Consider the following 16605-nt stretch of genomic DNA (forward strand, 5'->3'; position numbering starts at 1 on the left):
TAATTTTTAACAAAAATCAGAACCTAAAGCGTTTTAAAAAAGTTGGGCTGTACTCATTAAAATACCAATTGGAGTTTCATTTCTTTCCTGATTATTTTATAATCATAATCTAGTTATTATTATAACAGAAAAACAAGAAACCAACCATGATATGACGAGTTTCTTGTTTATTAAATTTTGCCTATTATTTTGCGGTAATTGGACTAATTTTTGCGGCCACTTCGTTTATTGAGTTTGCAGGGAAATTCCCTTTTTTAGCGTGTACTTCAATTAGTTGTTTGTTTATTGCTTTATAAACACAATAAACTTTATCTCCTGTAACATAACTATGCTGCCATTCAATTATTGGTCCCATTTCCTGCAAGACTGAACATGACGTTTGAGAGATTCCTTTAAGTTGTTCAGCAGTTAAGTCTCCTGCTCCTGGAATAATACGCTCAATAACATAGGTTTTCATGGTTTCATTTTCATGAATAACGTTTTGTCCTGATTCAAAAGATTTTTGATTTTGTGCCGAAAGCGAAATACTAAGAAATAAAAACGGTAAAAACTTTAAATACTTCATGATGTTAATTTTTAAATGATTAATAAATACATCACAAATTTAAATTAGTATGCTCTACCTCGTTTTTCTTTAAAAGTCAATCTTTTTACTTTCTTGCTCAACTTTAATTTAACTGTATTTAGCACGATATTCAGTTGGTGTTAATTTGAATTTCTCCTTAAAGATTCTGCTAAAATGCGATATATTCTTAAATCCACAATCAAAAGTAATTTCACTTATGGTTTTGTTTGAAGTTTGAAGTAATGAGGTCGCTTTTTCAAGTCTTTTGGCTGTTAACCATTTTCCGGGAGAAGTTTGATAATGTTTTATGAAATCACGTCTAAAGGTGCTAGTGCTTCGATTGGCAATTTCTGCGAACTCAGAAATTTTTAAATCGTAATAATAATTTGATTCCATTACTTGCCATATTGGAATAGTATATTCATCAACTATTTGATTTATGTAAGCAAGAGTTTGTTTATTACTTGGATGAATGAGGATATTAAATAGCAATTCTTTAAATTTTCCTTCAAAAATGGAGTCGGGTAATAATTGCGATTTAGAGAAATAGGGTAGCAGGCTTTCATAGATATTTTGAATTTTTTCGTCAATGGTGAATTCCTCAATCATTTCCACTTTAACTTCAGGTAAATTTTTTAACACAAAATGTGGCCTAAATTCTTCAAAAACTTTCTTGAGGTAATCGTCCTTGAAGTATAGAACTAAAACTTTCCAATCTGAGTAATTATTAGGCAGTTCTTGTAAAAAAGCGCCTCTCTTTACTAAAAAACCTTTATCCTGAGTAAGTGTCCATTTCTTATCTCCTTGTCTCAATATTCTTTGACCGCCTAAGGTAAAAGTCAACTGATTGTGATTAGAGTAAAGTTGAACGATTTTTTCTTTTTGCGGACATTGATAATAACAGAATAACTGATCTTTTAAATATAGTTGTGTAAAAATATCAGGGTTTCCTTTATGTATTTCGTAGATATTCATTTAGAGTTCGATATGTTTTTTAAAGTAAGTTTAATTAAATGTCGTTATAGATATCCCAAACAGATTCCCACTTTCCCTCTGGGTTTTTCTTGCTTAACATAGCCCACTTAAATTGAATATTGTTAGAAGTAGAGTCTGGAATGGTAATGGATATTTCTCCCAAGCCTCTCATTACAGCCCAATCTTTAAAGTAGATTACTTCTTCTACCGTTTCAGCTATTTCCAGTTTACTGTTGCTGTCAACTACTTCCTTTTGAAAGAACTTCACAATATTTGACCTTCCATAGATAGATGGTAGGTTAGGAGGCATAAAAACACCGTCTTTAGCATATGTTTTTCCTATGCCTTGTAGATCAGCTTCGTTATAAGCCTGTAAAAACTCATCGGTGGCATGTTGTATTTCTTCTAGTTCTGGTCCGCCATCAAAAATAATCCCGTAATTACTATCTTGATTTTTAGAGTATACTATGCCTAAATAAAATCCAATTGACATTGTAAATATAAATCCTGCTAATAGCATTATTGTTTTAGTGAAGCTTCTTGGTTTTGTCATCATAGCTTTATTAAAGGTTTATTTAGATAAAATTCTTTTTGGTTGTTGTTGGGTGGAGCAATGTATACCACCGCCATCCCAATTTTGAGGCATGAAATCTATAAATACGATTTTTCGGCCTGAGAATTGTTCTTTAAAAATCTTCTCAACCTGCTTTTCTGTTTTTTCAGAAGTACCCATTCTTGTGTAAGTTGGTAGAACTACCAAGTTGTTAGTTACCAAATAATTAAGATAACTCGCAGCAGGGATTCTTAATAAAGTGTCACCTTCTTTTGGTCTTTCAGAAGGAAGAAACCAGTTTGGGTCTAAGTCAAGTGAATATTTAGAAAAGTTTATGTTTTTTGTGGCTTTAATTTCTTTAGTGATAAGTTCAGGTAATGGTACTTTAATTATGTTGAACGGTTTGCCATCTTGATCAGTTGCATTTTCAAGAATTCTAAGATTCTCACTCATTCTTTCAAAGTTTATCCTGTTAATAGGGTTTAAATCTTTTTCATCTTCGTTAACCCAAGCCAGTAAAATGGTGTTTGCATCTGAAAAGCGAACAAATTCATCCGAATGCTGTACACCTCCACCAACATAGTTTCCAATGATCCTTCTATAAAAACCATTGGGGTCATCTGCTAGACTCTGTTTAAGCCAAATTACATTTGAAACTCCAAGAACTCTTTTAAACTCATCTTCTATAAAGTCTTTATTTTTATTTGGGTTTCTATCTAATACAGCACTTTCGCAAACAATAAGTGTCCCTTTTCCATTTACTTCAATATTACCACCTTCATGAACAACGCTAGTTTTGTTAATAACAGCATTTTCAACCTTAGCCATTAAGCTATCAACTTGAGCAGTTTTGGGATTTATTCTAAGTTTAATGTATTTGTTAATACTATCAGTGTTGTTATTATGCATTAACCGCAAAAATTCAGGAAGTCCATATTGGTCGAAACCAAAATCTGCAACACCTAATTCCCCTTTATTATTTACTAAAAATGCTGCGCCATAATCGCGTATCCAATATTGATCTCCGGGAATTACATGAAAACTCACTTTGGAGCTATCAACGTTTTGGTTGTACAAATATTTTTTTGCTTTTAACTTTAAATTATCAGATGATACAGCAATCTTAACAGAGACATGAGGTGTAAGTGTCTTTATTAGCTTAACAATTCCAGGTTGAAATTGTGTAAGTTCATTCCCTTTCCAACCTAGCCAAATAGCATCATGAGGTTCCCATTCTGCAGGCATATAAAACTCAGAATAATATATGTTTTTATCAGCATTCTTTTGATTACAACTACAAATAATAAATAGACCAGTTATGGCTAATAGAAGTCTCAATATGAATGTTTTCATTAGAAGGTGTTTTGTTTTTCTATTAATTAAAGTTCTTGGGTGGTTTTATAAATCAATGGGTCACTTGTTTTTTAATTTAAAATCAAAAACATCAGGTCTTGAATAATGTCCAACGGCATCAAACATACGTTTAGATTTTACAATTTGGTTGAGGTCAATATCGGCATATAAAATGTCTTCTTCAGCTTCTAAAGGACCAGAGATAATTTTTCCGTCAGGACCAATTATACAACTGTTACCAACGTTTACCCATTCGCGTCCTTCAGGGTAAAGTTTCTTAAAATCAAAAGTGTTTGGGATATCATCCATCTTTAAAGCAATACAACAGCTAATAACAAATAATCCGCCTTCTCTAGCAATATGTTGCATAGACAGTTGCCAATTAGGGCTTTTATCCCAGGTTGGTGATGCAAGAATTTGAGCGCCACTTTCGTAAATGGCAGTTCTGGCAAGTGGCATAAAGTTTTCCCAACAAATCAAGCCACCAATTCTTCCAACTGAGGTATTATAAGATTGTAGTGTGCTACCATCTCCTTGTCCCCAAATTAAGCGCTCCCCTCCGGTTGGAATTAATTTTCGGTGCTTTCCTATAATGTTGCCATGCTCATCAATAAAAAGTAAACTATTAAATAAACTGGAGGCACTGGTTTCGGTATTGCGTTCATGCATGCCCATAACAACATTAACCCCTGCTTCTTTTGCGGCTTCACTAAGTTTTTTTGTGGATTGGTCTGGGACTGAAACAGCATTTTCAACTAAAGTTGCGTAAAGTTCATTTAATTCTGCTCCTTTACTGTTTGGAATTAGCCAAACCCAATCTGGGTAACCCGAAATATAGGCTTCTGGAAACACTATAAGTTTACAGCCATTTTTACCAGCTTCAAGAATGGCATCACAAGCTTTATCTACAGTTTTTTCTTTATTTAAAAATATAGGGGCAAGTTGTGCAGCGGCTACTTTTATGGTATTACTCATGTCATTTATTTTTTGAATAATTAAAATTTTCTGGAAATGAAACGGAATCTTTCCACCATTTTTTGGTGGTTTCCTCATCAACCTTAGCAAAATCAAGTTGTTCCCAAATGAATGCTTTTTCCATTTGTTCTCCTAAGGCTAACAAATTTTTTCCTGTTTTTAGTTGTTTTTCGTTCCAAAGTTTTAAAGCTTTTTCAATCGTATTTTTGCTTTTAAGACAATCAATGAGGTCTTTAGCATTATTATATCCCTTGAAAACACCCGAGCCAGTAAAAGGCTGTACAACAATTCCAGCATCTCCTATTAAGCAGATATTATCTTTATGGTAATTATCCAGATCTAGAGTGTAAATAACTTGTATATAACTGTCTACTGTCTTTTCTACTATTTCAGAATAATAGTCTGGAATATTTTGGGTTAAATAATGTTTTAATTTTTTTTCGGTAGATGAACTCATATAACCAGGAGGCAATGTGCCTTGCCTAATATTACCGTTTTTATCAGTTAGCAAATTGTTCAATTCATCTTCGGGTATTGCTATATAGGCAGCCCAATTAAATACGCGATTTCCTTTATCTGATGTGCCGTCAGAATTTGGTATATAATACACTACATTATGCCCTGGTTTGTCTTGGTATGATAATCTTAAAATTTTATTTTCCAAAGGACACGAATTCGATATTTTATTTTCGGGAAGTAATCCTCTCCATAGTATATAACCTCTATATTCTAATTTTTTATCTGGGAATATAATTTGCCTTCCTAAAGAATTGTAGCCATCGGCAAAAAGAACCAAATCAAATACTTCTCTTTTATTGTTCTCTGTGGTTAATTCTACTTTCGAATCATTGTTTAAGTTTGCCTTTACAATTTTTATTCCAGCTTTGTAGCGGTTGCTTGGGACGTTTTTACGTAAGTGTTTCCAGAGTTCATTCCACTGAAAAACTTTAAAGTCTAAAGGAATAGACCAAGCAGTTCTACCATAAGGTTCATGAGACTGCGTTTTACCAATAAAAGGCATTTCACTAGTGTGGAATTGAACAAAATCATTTCCAATCAACCCATCATTTTTTATTTTTTCTAAAAGGGAAGTAGTTGTGCCAATACCGCCACCGCGACCAACTAGTGGTTTGTTGGATCGTTCAAAAACGGTTACATCGTAACCTTGTTCTAAAAGAAGAATAGCTGCAGAACAACCTGCTATAGAGCCACCTACTATTCCTATTTTAATGTTCTTGGATGTCATGGATATTAATCATTCTAAATGGGTTGCATTTAGTTAATCAGTAAATTTTTAATCTAGGCTATAAGTTATAAAAAAATAAAGTTTTAATATCAATTTAAATATTTGCAAAAAGTATTAATAGTTAGTTGGTTATGCCGATTAATACTCACAAATTTCAGGCTTATCTTTTACATAATAAGATTTGTAGTTTTTAGCTTTTGGGTCCATACATCCACAGAGGTCTAAAAGCTTTATGTTTTTAAAGTCGATGGGATGACTTTCCGCTTGTAAAGCAATATAGCCTTCATTTAAAATCGTTCCTTTTTTTGCAATCCAATTATCTCTGTCTTCAATGATTTTTGCTTTATCCCAATCTTTTCCTTCTTGATTTTCGTTAATAAAACCCCCATTTATTTGAGGTTTTTCAAAACGCAATACTGATTCACCTTCAATAATAAACTCCATGTATTCACCGCCCATTATGGTTGCTTCAACATGCACCCACTGGTCACCATGATAGGTTTTAGAATTAGATTTTATGCAGTGATTAAAGTTAATGGTGTCTTTCATAACTACGGCGGTTCCGGGCGTACATACATTACCAGTGGTTCTGTCTTCTTCTCCTAAGCCTCCCAATAGTTGCAATTCTACAGAAATAGGAAAGGTTTGACCAATTTCATTACTTGCTGCCGATTGTGAATGCAGCATAATGCCACTATTTCTAACATTCCAATGAGAACCTCCAGGAATTTGCACACCAGTAAACCTGTAATCAAAACTTAGTTTGTAATATGAAAATGGAGTTTTGTAATACATGTGCCCAAACTTGTCATCAAAATTTTCATAATTATCATAGCTGATTCTAAGCATACTATCTTGAAAATAGAAGGTGTTTTTATAATTATCATTTACTTGATGTCCCGAAAATTTAATATCCCAACCAGTTAGGTCTTTGCCATTAAAAAGATTAATCCATTCTTCGGTATTCGGATTGTTTTTTTGCTTTGAAGATTGACAAGAAGAAAGTGTAAAAACTAAAGTGAGAATAGTAAAAAAGTACTTCATTGTTTTGTGTTTATACTATGGAGAAATCAAAAACCACCTTGCTGAGGCAAAGTGGTTTTTCTTTTAATAGAAAGCATTTAAGGCTTAAGATTTTGTTGCTTTTACAGATACAGTTAATTCTATTTCATCATTGATGAACTTTTCACCTAAATCACTAAAAAATGATTTGGATTTAAATTTAACATTCCATTTAGAACGGTCTATTGTAAAAGTCTCACTTGTTAAAGTAAGCGTGCCATTTTCATCAGAAACACTTACAGGAAATGTTACATTGTTTTTAGTATCCTTCATTGTTAAATTCCCTGATAATAAAGTTTTTCCTTCGCTTTCTTCAACTCCGGTAACTTCAAATACAGCAGTAGGGTAGGTTTCTACCTCAAAAAAGTCAGCACTTTTTAAATGACCTTCAAGTTTGGCACTTCCTTCAGAATCTTTAAGTGAGCTCATGGTAATTAAAAAAGTTCCACTATCTATTTTTCCGTTAGAAGTAGTTAAGACACCACTTTCTAAATCTATAGTTCCTACATGAGATCCGGTTGGTTTAAAACCTTTCCATTGAATTGAAGATTCAGCAACATTAACAGTGTATTTTTCAGATGTAACTTCTGCAACTGCAGTAGTTTCAGCTTCTTTGGTTTCAGCTTCTTTAGCTTTGTCTTTACAACTAAAAACAGTTAAAGTTAGTGTTGCCATTATACAAATTGATAAGATACTTTTTTTCATAATATAATTTTTAGTGTTCTATGCGTAAAGTTAGCTAAATGATGTCATAAAAAAAATTAAAAAATAATTGGTGACATTTTGACATTTTTATAATAATGGCAGTACTTTTGCCAACTAATTTTACAAATGGCTTAAATTAATTTTAGCGATGAGCAAAAAAGAAAAAAACGCAGATATAGAACAAGAACAAGTTGAAGCTGCACAAACTGAAACAGTTGAAGCTGAAGAACAAGTTCAAGAACCTGTAGAAGAGTTAACGGTTGAAGAAAAACTGCAAAAAGAAGTTCAGCAAGAAAAGGAAAAGTTTTTACGCCTGTTTGCAGAATTTGAAAACTATAAAAAAAGAACATCACGAGAGCGTTTAGAATTGTTTAAAACGGCTAGTGAAGAGGTGATGGTAGCACTTTTACCAATAATTGATGATTTTGAACGTGCATTAACGCATATAGAGGAGGATAAAGAGGCTGAAGAATTACGTAAAGGCGTAGTGTTGATATATCAAAAGATGTTATCGACTTTAGAGCAAAAAGGACTATCAGCTATTAAAGTTGAAAAAGGAGATGCTTTCAATGCTGATGATCATGAAGCTGTAACCCAAATTCCTGCACCTTCGGAAGAATTAAAAGGCAAGATTATAGACGTTATTGAAAAGGGATATAAGTTAGGCGAAAAAGTAATTCGTTTCCCAAAAGTGGTTATCGGGCAATAAAACTAGAACATGGCAAAAAGAGATTATTACGAAGTATTAGGGGTTAGTAAAGGAGCCAGCGCTTCTGAGATAAAGAAAGCGTATAGAAAAAAGGCAATTGAGTTTCACCCTGATAAAAATCCAGATGATAAAGAGGCTGAGGCTAAATTTAAAGAGGCAGCAGAAGCTTATGAGGTGTTGAGCGATGGTGATAAAAAAGCACGATACGATCAGTTTGGTCATCAAGCCTTTGAAAATGGCGGAGGCTTTGGTGGTGGCGGTATGAATATGGATGACATATTCAGTCAATTCGGTGATATTTTTGGTGGTGGCTTTGGTGGTTTCTCTGGCTTTGGTGGCGGAGGTGGCCAACGCCGTGTTAAAGGTAGTAACCTTCGTATTAGAGTGAAATTAACACTTGAAGAAATTGCCAATGGTGTTGAGAAGAAAATAAAGGTTAAACGTAAAGTTAAAGCGCCTGGAACTACTTACAAAACATGTTCAACTTGTAATGGTTCAGGGCAAGTTACGCGTATTGCGAATACTATTTTAGGTAGAATGCAAACATCTTCACCATGTAATGTGTGTGGCGGTGCCGGAGAGACTATTGACAAAAAACCTGCTGATGCTGATGCTCAAGGATTGAAGGTTGCAGAAGAAACCGTTTCAATTAAAATTCCTGCTGGTGTTGTTGATGGTATGCAACTAAAAGTGTCTGGAAAAGGAAATGAAGCACCAGGTAATGGTATTTCTGGAGATATTTTAGTGGTTATTGAAGAAGAAGTTCACGATAAATTACAACGTGAAGGTGATAATTTACATTATGATTTATATGTAAGCTATCCTGATGCTGTTTTAGGAACTTCAAAAGAAATAGATACTGTTACAGGTAAAGTTCGTATTAAGGTTGAAGCCGGTGTTCAATCTGGTAAAATATTGCGCTTACGCGGAAAAGGAATTCCTAGTATTAATGGTTACGGTAAAGGTGATTTATTAGTACATGTAAATGTCTGGACGCCTAAAACTTTAAGTAAGCAGCAAAAAGAGTTTTTTGAAAGCATGAGAGAAGATGAGCATTTTGATCCAAAACCGGAGAGTTCGGATAAATCATTCTTTGAAAAAGTAAAAGATATGTTCTCTTAAACACAATATTTTAGGAGAAAATCATGATTTTTGGCCAAAACGCATAGACGATTAAAACTGAACTTATGTGCCAGAAATGTTAAATGTATTGAAAAAAAAACTATATTTGATGTATCACTAATTTTTATTAGTGGTAATTTTTCTTTTTCATAGCAATTTTTTTCCCATCCTTAATATTATTTTAAGGGTGGGTTTTGTTTTTGTATACATTTCAATATTTCAACCTTATTAAATTGTAACTATTCCTTATAGTCTCAGACAAACATTTAATATATTTACAAACTATCTAGACAGTTTAAAAAAGTATGAGCAACTTATTAGAAGTTCATGGGGTTTCTAAAAATTTTGGAGACTTTAAAGCACTCAATAATGTATCTATTCAAGTTCCTAAAGGCAGTATATTTGGGCTATTAGGCCCTAATGGAGCAGGAAAGACTACCTTAATTCGTGTGATCAATCAAATCACTATGCCAGATTCTGGTACAGTGTTTTTAGATGGTAATTCTTTAAACGCTTCACATATAAAAGATATTGGTTATTTGCCTGAAGAGCGTGGTTTGTATAAATCTATGAAGGTAGGTGAACAAGCTTTGTATTTGGCACAGTTAAAAGGATTAAGTAAAGCGGAAGCTAAACAGCGTTTAAAGTATTGGTTTGATAGATTAGAAATAGGAGATTGGTGGAACAAGAAAATCCAAGAACTTTCTAAAGGGATGGCTCAAAAAATACAATTTGTGGTTACTGTTCTACATAATCCAAAATTGTTAATTTTTGACGAGCCTTTTTCTGGGTTTGATCCTATTAATGCAAATTTAATTAAAGACGAAATTTTACGTTTAAGGGAAGATGGAGCTACAGTTATTTTCTCAACCCACAGAATGGAGTCTGTTGAAGAATTGTGTGATGATATAGCTTTAATTCATAAATCGAATAAAATTCTAGAAGGGAAACTTATAGATATAAAAAGACAATACAAAACCAATACGTTTGAGGTTGGTTTGGAAGCCGAAAATAAAACGGCTTTAAAGGAAAGTATAAATGGAAAATTTTCGGTTTCTGAGGCAAATTTTAAATCATTAAATAACGATTTAAAATTAAATATTAAGCTTGCAGAAAATGAAACAGCTCAGGACCTTATTTCGTTTTTAAATCAGCATGCGTACATTAATCATTTTGTTGAGGTAATTCCTAGTGCTAACGATATTTTTATTCAAACCGTACAGAATAATTAATTATGAACCATCTTCCATTAATTATAAAACGCGAATATTTAACCAAGGTTAAAAACAAATCCTTTATTATTATGACTATTCTTAGTCCTATAATAATGATTGCTCTTATAGCCGTTGTAGCTTATTTGTCAAATCTTAACAATGAAAAAGTAAGGACAATTTCTGTATTAGATGAGTACGGTTTAGAAGGTGTTTTTGTAAGTACAGAAAAAACTAAGTATGATGTTTTAGAAGGCGTGACTCTTGATATAGCTAAAGAACTTGTTGGTGAAACATCTAATTACGGTTTGCTTCATATTGAAAACTTTACAAATTTAGATTTCATTTCAAATCACATCAAGTTTTATTCAGAAGAATCACCTTCGCTGTCACTTATTTCAGATTTAGAAAGAAAGTTAGAAAAGGAGTTCACCAATTTAAAAATGCAGGAAGCTGAAATTGATATTTCTAAGATTGAAGCCTCCAAAGTTTATATCAATATTGGTCAGGAAAATTTCACGGGAGAAGAGTCTTCCAAAATTGATAGCATAATCAAACTTATTTTTGGTTGTGCCGCGGGTTATTTATTATTCATGTTTATTATTATTTATGGAAACATGATTATGCGAAGCGTGATTGAAGAAAAGACAAGCAGAATTATTGAAGTTATTATTTCTTCGGTAAAACCGGTACAGCTCATGTTGGGTAAAATTATTGGAACATCTTTAGCTGGAATTACGCAGTTCGTAATTTGGGTTGTATTTGGTGGTATTTTAATGACTATTGTGTCGCTTGTATTGGGTATAAGTTTAATGGATTCTTCTATTCCGCAACAAGAATTACTTGAAATGGCTTCAGAAAGTCAAGGTGTTGAATTCTACTTTGAATCTTTTAAGAATGCCTTAAGTAACATGCCTTTAATGAATCTTATAGTTGCGTTTATCTTTTTCTTTATTGGCGGCTATTTGTTGTACAGCTCTCTATATGCAGCCATTGGAGCTGCTGTGGATAATGAAACCGACACACAACAGTTTATGCTACCAATATTAATGCCTTTAATTCTAGCTGTTTATATTGGTATTTTTACGGTTATTGAAGATCCACATGGCACTGTTTCAACAGTGTTTTCGTATATACCTTTAACATCGCCAGTGGTTATGCTAATGCGCATACCTTTTGGGGTTCCCATTTGGCAACAATTAATATCCCTGTTAATTCTAGTAGGTACTTTTATGTTTACTGTTTGGTTTGCTGCTAAAATCTATAGAGTAGGTATTTTAATGTATGGTAAAAAGCCAAGTTACAAGGAGCTTATAAAATGGATAAAGTATTAAGATGATACAAGAAATAAAGAAAATAGAAGAAAAAATCAGTGAAAGTTCTTTACTTGAGAGCTTTATTGATTTTGCGAATACAGAGCTATACAAAAATGAGTCCGGTACTATTATGATAACTATTGGATTTGTACTTTTAGTATTAACCTCTTTTATTTTAACAAACATATTACTTTCCTTAATTAGAAGGGTCGTTACCAGAAAATTACCAGGTGAGGATAAAGCAAAGTTTTTTACCGTATTCTCTTTTTCCAAATGGTTTATTTACGTTATTGTTTTATTAATTGCATTTAGTACCATCGGAGTAAATGTTAATGCTGTTTTGGCTGCTTCAGCAGGACTTTTAATAGGTGTTGGTCTTGCTTTACAAACACTTTTTCAAGATATTATATCAGGAATTTTTATATTATTAGATCAGACTGTTCATGTTGGAGATATTATTGAATTGGAAGGAAAAGTAGGTAGAGTAGAGGAAATTAAACTTAGAACAACCAGAGCCACAACAATAGATAATAAAGTGTTGATTATCCCTAATCATTTATATTTAACCAATAGCTTGTATAATTGGACTCAAAATGGTGTGACTACAAGAGAAAGTGTAGATGTTGGTGTTGCTTATGGAAGTGATGTACAATTGGTGAAAAAAATTCTACTTGAGGCTGCAAAAGGACATAAAGATATTTTACATAAACCAGAACCAACCGTATTATTTACAGATTTTGGTGAGAGTTCTCTTAATTTTAAATTGTCATTTACCATAAATGATAGTTTTAATGTGCGGTTTCCAAAAAGTGAAATACGTTTTGAAATAGATAGACTATTTAGAGAACATAATATTGTTATTCCATTTCCTCAAAGAGATATTCATATTATAAAAAAATAAAATATGCCTAAAATATTAGTTATAGAAGACGAAGCAGCAATTAGAAGAGTACTTGTTAAAATTCTTTCTGAAGAAAGTGACACCTATGAAGTAGATGAATCTGAAGATGGCTTAGCTGGAATAGAAAAGATAAAAAATGATGATTTTGATTTAGTTCTTTGTGATATTAAAATGCCTAAAATGGATGGGGTTGAAGTGTTAGAAGCTGTTAAGAAAATAAAGCCTGAAACCCCAATAGTTATGATTTCTGGTCATGGAGATTTAGATACAGCTGTTAATACCATGCGCTTAGGAGCCTATGATTATATTTCAAAACCACCAGACTTAAACAGATTATTAAATACTGTTAGAAATGCCTTAGACAGGAAAGAACTTGTAGTTGAAAACAAAATTCTTAAGAAAAAGGTTAGCAAGAAATATGAAATGGTAGGTGATAGTGAGGCTATTTCTCAAATAAAGGATATTATTGAAAAAGTTGCACCAACTGATGCCAGAGTTTTAATCACAGGACCAAACGGAACGGGAAAAGAAATTGTAGCACATTGGTTACATGAAAAGAGTGACCGTTCAAAAGGAAACATGATTGAAGTGAATTGTGCTGCTATTCCAAGTGAGTTAATTGAAAGTGAGTTGTTTGGTCATGTTAAAGGTGCTTTTACTAGTGCCGCTAAAGACAGAGCAGGAAAGTTTGAAGCAGCCAATGGTGGAACAATTTTTCTTGATGAAATTGGTGATATGAGTTTATCTGCACAAGCTAAAGTACTAAGAGCTCTGCAAGAAAGTAGAATTCAACGTGTAGGCAGTGATAAGGATATCAAGGTAAACGTGCGTGTAATAGCGGCTACTAATAAAGATTTAAAAAAAGAAATAGCTGATGGAAAGTTCCGTGAGGATTTATATCATAGACTAGCTGTTATTTTGGTAAAGGTCCCAGCTTTAAATGATAGACGAGATGATATTCCCTTACTGGTAAATCATTTTGCTGCTAAAATTGCCGTAGAACAGGGAACCGCAAAAAAAGCGTTTACAGATAAAGCAATCAAACTTCTACAAGATTATGATTGGACTGGAAATATACGTGAATTACGGAATGTAGTCGAAAGACTTATTATTCTTGGTGGTAATGAAGTTAGTGAACAGGATGTGAAACTCTTTGCTTCTAAATAAATAAAAAGGCTCTGAAGAACAGAGCCTTTTTATTTACATATCATTCAATTCTGCTAAATAGGAATGGGTTACTTTATTAATGTTTTCAATAAAGTAAGCTTTAATATCCTCAATTTCTTCATTAAGTAATTCATCTTTACTTTTATTACTAACAGTAACTGTAGATTTACTTCCACATCTTTTTAAAAGCTCATTGTATGTTTCAATATTTAAAGAAAGCGCATCCTCGTATTTTTCAATCAGCTTTTCTTTCTCTAAAGTATTTGCTTTCAATTTTTGTTCCGCAAGCTTTTTTGTAAGTTCTTTTTCTTTTTGTTTTAATGCAAGTTGTTGTTGCTCTAATCGTTCTTTTTCAATCTGTAATACATTCAATTCATCTGCCTTATTCGCTCCGTCTGTGGCGGTAAATTCATTTAATGTAGTAATTGTTCGTTGAGCAATTTCTCTAGCTCTTTTTACAAAGAATCTACCATCCTCAAAAGTTTCAGCATTTTCAACTTTTGCCAATAATTCGGCGCCATCATACGCCATTTCATAGGCAGTTTCGCAGCCACACTTTTTTAAATTGATTTTAGCTTGTTCAAAAGATTTTAAAGACTTTTCAGAATAATATTTTAAGTGATCTAAATTGTTTGATTCATAGGCGTCTTTTACATTAGAATAGGCATATATCAGATTGGAATCGGCATCAGTACAAAAATTCTGAGCAAATAGGAATGAAAATGTGAAAAATGAAAAAAGAAAGGCGTAGGTACTTTTCATGGTATTTGGGTTAATTCATAAGTAGGTGAGCCAAATGTATAAAAAACATAATAAAATGTGTTACCGTTCATCGAAAATATGGTTTTAGTATATTTATGAAAAATTAACCAGTACAATAATGAATGAATATAAAGTGACTTCCAACATTTCGCTAATAAAACAACCTACAAAGGTTGTTATTGATGATGCTGAAAAGAAATTGAAAGACCTGAGAAAGAAACTTGGTAAGCTTCAAGATACCATGTATGCTCATGGTAAATATGCTGTTTTGGTTTGTTTACAGGGAATGGATACATCTGGAAAAGACAGTTTAATAAGAGAAGTTTTTAAGGCTTTCAATGTAAGAGGTGTTGAGGTTCATAGTTTTAAAGTACCAACGGAATTAGAATTGAAACACGATTATATTTGGAGGCATTATATTGCACTTCCGGCAAGAGGGAAGTTCGGAGTTTTTAATAGAACTCATTATGAGAATGTGTTAGTAACTAGAGTACATCCCGGGTATATTTTAGGAGAAAACATTCCTTCAGTTAGTTCGGTTGAAGATATTGATGACGCCTTTTGGGATACACGTTTTGAGCAAATAAACAATTTTGAAAAACATATAGCTGAAAACGGAACAATCATTTTTAAATTCTTTTTGAATTTATCTAAAAACGAGCAGAAGTATCGTTTATTAAGACGATTGAACAAACAGGAAAAGAATTGGAAATTTTCTCCAGGCGATTTAAAAGAACGTAAACTATGGGATAAATACCAAGAGTGCTATGAAGATGCAATTAACAGAACATCTAAAGCGCATGCACCTTGGTATACAATTCCTGCAGATGATAAGCCTTCTGCAAGATATATTGTTGCGAAAACAATTTATGATGCGCTTCAAGAATATACAGATATTGCTGAACCAGAATTAGATGATGATGTTAAGGCTAATATTGAATTATACAAACAACAATTGAATAATGAATAGACTGATTTTTATTTTCGTTTTGTCTCTATCAAGTATTAGTTTGGCTCAGATAGATTCTGAAAAGTTGCCTTTTTTTGAAATAGAGGAGTATCCTGAAACTTATAATTCTAATTTAATCATGGCTAGAATGATTGATGGTCTTGGTTTTAGATATTATTGGACAACTGAAGGATTAAGAGATATAGATTTGGCTTATAAAGCGAGCGATTCTGGTCGTACTGCAGGAGAAACAATTAATCATCTATACGGTCTATCACGTTTTATTAGGAATAGTGTTCTTGAAAATAATAAAGATGTAAATAAAGAAGAACTTAGTTTTCAAGAAAAACGAAAGCGAACTTTAATGAATTTGAAAATAGTGTCGGATACATTTAAAAACGCTGAAGAAACTTTCAAGTTTGAAGATACTTCCGTTCCTTTTTGGAATATCATTAACGGGCCTATTTCTGATGCTTTATGGCACTGTGGTCAAGTAGTTATGTTGAGGCGTGCTTCTGGGAATCCTTTTAATTCGAAAGTGTCAGTTTTTAGTGGGAAAGTGAAAAAATAGGATACAAGTTTATATTGTTAAAAAGGAAACATCTTTTAAACATTGATGTTTCCTTTATTAATATCTTATTCTCTACCCAATAGCCATCCAATCACACCCCCAGCAACGGCAAAACGAATTCCAAAAGTTATGGTAGCAGAAATTACACCGGTTAATTCAACAAGCTCACTGGTAGCAAAAAGGTGTAGTGTTCCACAAGCACCGATGAATGCACCAATTATCAAGCCTGCTTGTAAACCCGAAGAAAAGGTGTTAATCTGAGCCAATTTACTAAAAACTATAGTTAATAATGTAGAATAAAGAATTTCCATTAATATTATAGATGGAATTTCTAATTTGGTAAAAGTAGCTCCTGCGGCTTCTCCATTATGCATATTAAAGCCTAATATAACATAAATTAAATACCCTAATCCAAATAGAGCAATTGTTCCACCAATAATGGCAAAAATCTTGTTTTTCATTT

General features: G+C 32.7%; 18 protein-coding genes. 8 read left to right on the forward strand and 10 right to left on the reverse strand.

From position 1 onward, the window contains the following. Nucleotides 1–184: 184 nt before the first annotated feature. The 8 genes from FUA22_RS04590 to FUA22_RS04625 all read right to left on the reverse strand — a co-directional run bounded on the left by FUA22_RS04590 (nt 185) and on the right by FUA22_RS04625 (nt 7434). Nucleotides 185–565, reverse strand: a complete 381-nt coding sequence (locus tag FUA22_RS04590; protein WP_241664752.1) for a DUF4242 domain-containing protein — start codon at nt 563–565, stop codon at nt 185–187. A 108-nt stretch (nt 566–673) separates the two neighbouring features. Then, nucleotides 674–1540 (reverse strand): helix-turn-helix domain-containing protein, encoded by an 867-nt coding sequence (locus FUA22_RS04595; protein ID WP_147766640.1) that lies wholly within the window; start codon nt 1538–1540, stop codon nt 674–676. A 34-nt stretch (nt 1541–1574) separates the two neighbouring features. Beyond that, nucleotides 1575–2096, reverse strand: coding sequence for a YybH family protein (locus FUA22_RS04600; RefSeq protein WP_147766641.1), 522 nt, complete (start codon nt 2094–2096; stop codon nt 1575–1577). Nucleotides 2097–2111: 15 nt separating this feature from the next. Beyond that, the gene (locus tag FUA22_RS04605; protein WP_241664753.1) at nt 2112–3446 is read right to left on the reverse strand and encodes an agmatine deiminase family protein; all 1335 of its coding nucleotides are present in this window, start codon (nt 3444–3446) and stop codon (nt 2112–2114) included. A gap of 60 nt (nt 3447–3506) precedes the next feature. Continuing rightward, nucleotides 3507–4421, reverse strand: a complete 915-nt coding sequence (locus FUA22_RS04610) for a carbon-nitrogen hydrolase family protein (protein ID WP_147766642.1) — start codon at nt 4419–4421, stop codon at nt 3507–3509. 1 nt (nt 4422) lies between these two features. Then, a complete protein-coding gene (locus tag FUA22_RS04615; protein ID WP_147766643.1) occupies nt 4423–5667 on the reverse strand; it encodes an FAD binding domain-containing protein in 1245 nt (414 codons plus the stop codon). 138 nt (nt 5668–5805) lie between these two features. Beyond that, the gene (locus FUA22_RS04620) at nt 5806–6711 is read right to left on the reverse strand and encodes a 3-keto-disaccharide hydrolase (protein WP_147766644.1); all 906 of its coding nucleotides are present in this window, start codon (nt 6709–6711) and stop codon (nt 5806–5808) included. Between the two features lie 84 nt (nt 6712–6795). Then, on the reverse strand, nt 6796–7434 hold the full coding sequence (locus FUA22_RS04625) for a YceI family protein (RefSeq protein ID WP_147766645.1): 639 nt from the start codon (nt 7432–7434) through the stop codon (nt 6796–6798). Nucleotides 7435–7582: 148 nt separating this feature from the next. On the opposite strand from FUA22_RS04625, the gene FUA22_RS04630 reads away from it, so the two are divergent. The 6 genes from FUA22_RS04630 (at nt 7583) to FUA22_RS04655 (ending at nt 13860) form a co-directional block, all read left to right on the forward strand. Then, complete coding sequence (locus FUA22_RS04630; RefSeq protein ID WP_147766646.1) at nt 7583–8143, forward strand: nucleotide exchange factor GrpE; 561 nt, start codon at nt 7583–7585, stop codon at nt 8141–8143. Between the two features lie 9 nt (nt 8144–8152). Then, nucleotides 8153–9265, forward strand: a complete 1113-nt coding sequence (dnaJ, locus tag FUA22_RS04635) for a molecular chaperone DnaJ (protein ID WP_147766647.1) — start codon at nt 8153–8155, stop codon at nt 9263–9265. Between the two features lie 305 nt (nt 9266–9570). After that, a complete protein-coding gene (locus FUA22_RS04640) occupies nt 9571–10497 on the forward strand; it encodes an ABC transporter ATP-binding protein (protein WP_147766648.1) in 927 nt (308 codons plus the stop codon). A 2-nt stretch (nt 10498–10499) separates the two neighbouring features. Further along, nucleotides 10500–11810 (forward strand): ABC transporter permease, encoded by a 1311-nt coding sequence (locus FUA22_RS04645; RefSeq protein WP_147766649.1) that lies wholly within the window; start codon nt 10500–10502, stop codon nt 11808–11810. 1 nt (nt 11811) lies between these two features. Further along, nucleotides 11812–12693 carry a mechanosensitive ion channel family protein gene (locus tag FUA22_RS04650; protein WP_170309843.1) on the forward strand — a complete coding sequence of 294 codons (882 nt, stop codon included), beginning with the start codon at nt 11812–11814 and terminating at the stop codon, nt 12691–12693. Between the two features lie 3 nt (nt 12694–12696). Then, the gene (locus FUA22_RS04655) at nt 12697–13860 is read left to right on the forward strand and encodes a sigma-54-dependent transcriptional regulator (RefSeq protein ID WP_147766650.1); all 1164 of its coding nucleotides are present in this window, start codon (nt 12697–12699) and stop codon (nt 13858–13860) included. A gap of 33 nt (nt 13861–13893) precedes the next feature. Here the strand turns inward: FUA22_RS04655 and FUA22_RS04660 are convergent, their stop codons facing one another. Then, complete coding sequence (locus tag FUA22_RS04660) at nt 13894–14622, reverse strand: hypothetical protein (RefSeq protein WP_147766651.1); 729 nt, start codon at nt 14620–14622, stop codon at nt 13894–13896. A gap of 118 nt (nt 14623–14740) precedes the next feature. Between FUA22_RS04660 and FUA22_RS04665 the strand changes: the two genes are divergently transcribed. Further along, nucleotides 14741–15592: a PPK2 family polyphosphate kinase gene (locus FUA22_RS04665; protein ID WP_147766652.1), complete on the forward strand. Its 852-nt coding sequence runs from the start codon at nt 14741–14743 to the stop codon at nt 15590–15592. Further along, nucleotides 15585–16142: a hypothetical protein gene (locus FUA22_RS04670; protein WP_147766653.1), complete on the forward strand. Its 558-nt coding sequence runs from the start codon at nt 15585–15587 to the stop codon at nt 16140–16142. Before FUA22_RS04665 ends, FUA22_RS04670 begins: the two co-directional genes overlap by 8 nt. A gap of 65 nt (nt 16143–16207) precedes the next feature. Here FUA22_RS04670 and FUA22_RS04675 read toward each other — a convergent pair whose 3' ends face one another. Continuing rightward, the gene (locus FUA22_RS04675; protein ID WP_147766654.1) at nt 16208–16603 is read right to left on the reverse strand and encodes a hypothetical protein; all 396 of its coding nucleotides are present in this window, start codon (nt 16601–16603) and stop codon (nt 16208–16210) included. Nucleotides 16604–16605: the final 2 nt, after the last annotated feature.

The organism is Seonamhaeicola maritimus (assembly GCF_008056315.1).
Lineage (GTDB): Bacteria > Bacteroidota > Bacteroidia > Flavobacteriales > Flavobacteriaceae > Seonamhaeicola > Seonamhaeicola maritimus.